The organism is Xanthovirga aplysinae (genome assembly GCF_009711365.1).
GTDB classification, from domain to species: Bacteria; Bacteroidota; Bacteroidia; order Cytophagales; family Cyclobacteriaceae; genus Xanthovirga; species Xanthovirga aplysinae.
This window is the reverse complement of the sequence record NZ_SMMB01000546.1, coordinates 1-2,283: the sequence shown is the minus strand read 5'-3', so window position 1 is coordinate 2,283 and position 2,283 is coordinate 1. Positions and strand designations below refer to the sequence as shown.

The 2,283-nt window shown below is 35.1% G+C and carries 3 protein-coding genes; all 3 read left to right on the top strand.

The window, feature by feature from the left end:
* Positions 1-171 precede the first annotated feature (171 nt).
* Entirely contained in the window at positions 172-804 is a 633-nt protein-coding gene (locus E1171_RS02550; RefSeq protein WP_155203769.1) for a hypothetical protein, read from the top strand.
* A gap of 148 nt (positions 805-952) precedes the next feature.
* Positions 953-1,120, top strand: coding sequence for a hypothetical protein (locus tag E1171_RS02545; protein WP_155203767.1), 168 nt, complete (start codon positions 953-955; stop codon positions 1,118-1,120).
* A 587-nt stretch (positions 1,121-1,707) separates the two neighbouring features.
* Complete coding sequence (locus E1171_RS02535) at positions 1,708-2,157, top strand: hypothetical protein (protein ID WP_155203765.1); 450 nt, start codon at positions 1,708-1,710, stop codon at positions 2,155-2,157.
* The last annotated feature ends 126 nt before the right edge of the window (positions 2,158-2,283 follow it).

Below are 2,283 nucleotides of genomic sequence, written 5' to 3'. Positions count from 1 at the left end.
GGGTATAGGTCAAAGCCTCGCAAGGCCAACAGCACGGCCCAAGCTACGCTTTATACATTGGCCGTTGTGTTTTATGGAGAAACCAATTAATTTTTCTAGCTTTGGAGCGATTTTTTAGGGGATTAAAATTTTAAAAAATTGACGGTAGTTAGAATTGGATTAAAAAGAAATATGAAAAGATTAACCTTACTATTTTTTTGTCTGTTCACTTTTACAATTATTTACGCTCAACAAAAAGCAGTTACTGAAACAGGTGAGGAGGTAATTCTTTTAAATAATGGAACGTGGCAATACCAGAATGAAGATCATTGGAAGGAAACCGAAATACCAACCAACACCAAAAAGTTTGAAAAGAATAAGAAATCTACATTTTTACTTAAGAGTAAAAAATTAAATGTTGGCTTTTGGTTAGATCCAAAGACTTGGTCGTTTAGAAAAGCGACCGAAAATCCTGATGCAGAATATGAATTAAAATTGAAGGATGGGGATCTATATGGTATGGTTATATCTGAAAAGGTCGAAATTCCACTTGAAACATTAAAATCAATAGCATTAGAAAACGGAAAAGCTGCTGCTCCTGATTTAAAAATTGTAAAAGAAGAATATAGAACTGTAAATGGTTTAAAAGTTTTGCTGCTTCAGATGCATGGGTCTATGCAAGGAATCAAAGTTTCCTATTATGGATATTATTTTTCGAATACTAATGGAACAGTCCAATTTATTACCTATACTGCACAAAATTTATTAGACAGCTATAAACCAAAATGTGATAACTTATTAAATGGTTTAGTTGAAATTAACTAAACAAAACACTGTGTAAAATGCTTTTTAATGCATTTTACACTCACCGTTAGACTATTTAAAAACTTCCTGTTATTTTTTTAGGCTTTTGCTTTAATGATTATCTTATAGCATGAAATTCATTCAAGAATAGGATCGGCATTAAGTATCATTGTTTCCCATAAGTCTTGATGCCGCTATTGATGAAAATAATGAAGTAAGGTTAATTGACGTTTTTGCTGAAAGCCTGGATTTAAAGCCATTAGGTTTAGCATATGATTTTGTTGATAATGGCAGACCTGCTTACGGTCCTAAAGATCTTCTTAAGTTATTCATTTAGGGCTACCTCAATAAGATCAGATGATCAAGGGCTCTGGAAAAAGAATGCAAGCAAAACATTGAGTTTACCTGGCTTTTAAAAGGTTTGAGCTTAGATCATAATACCATCAATAACTTTGAAAAGAAAATTCAAAAACTATTAAGAGGGTATTTCTCAAGACCGTACAGGTCGCTCGTAACTTTGAGTTAATAGGTGGATTATTACTAGAAGGTGATAACACCAAACTAAGAGCCCAAAATTCCAAAAAGCAAACCTACAACCAAAAGAAAATAGAACACCAGATTGCCTATATAGATAAGAAACGGGAGGAGTATACCACTCTGCTAGCCGATAGGGATGGAGATAGTGATAAACTAGAACTTGAAAGAAAAATAGTAGAAAAGAAGAATAAAGCACGGTACAAGAAATTGGAACAGGAGCTAAAAGCTAGCGGAGAAAAACAGGTTTCTACTTCAGGTCCTGATAGCAGACAGCTTATAGTAAGAGGGGTAATTACCGAAGTAGCTTATAATGTTTAATCTACTGTTGATGCTAAAAATAAAATCCCAATTGACTATGAGGTTACCTATAAAAATGACTCCCAGGCCATGGGTAGGATGGTCCGAAGGGCCAAATGGATTGTGAAACACAACCGTTTTTCAGTCCTGTTTGCCAAAGGGTATCACAAAGGCAAAGAGCTAGCAGCAGTACAGAAATTGGGCATTAAAACCCTAGTAGCAATTCCAGCCTTCCCTTCTTCAGGCCAGGACCAAATCCTACCTACAATGCTGAGAACTTCGTTTATCATCCTTATTATGATACCTTCAAATGCCCTGAAGGGCACATTCTATACAGCTCAAAAAGATGGTATTAAACCCAAAGTTATCGATTTAAACATTACAAAACTTCTGCATTTGGCAATTGTGCTGTTAAAAAGCAATGTACCAAATCGAGAAACGGAAAAGTCATTCACTGCAGTGAATACAAGCAATCAATCGAGCAAAACAAAGCTAGCCTACCAAATGAACCCGAAACTTATAAATTACGGTAAGTCTTAGTAGAGCATCCTTTTGGAATCATCAAAAGACAATGGGGGTTTGACCACACCATCACCAAGAAGACAAAAATACGGACTTCGGCGGATGTGGATTTTATTTTTATAGCTTATAACTTGAGAAGAATAT

Bases quoted from the DNA above. Each gene is read 5' to 3' on its own strand.
- E1171_RS02550 (WP_155203769.1), top strand. From the start codon at position 172: ATGAAAAGATTAACCTTACTATTTTTTTGTCTGTTCACTTTTACAATT.
- E1171_RS02535 (WP_155203765.1), top strand. From the start codon at position 1,708: ATGGGTAGGATGGTCCGAAGGGCCAAATGGATTGTGAAACACAACCGT.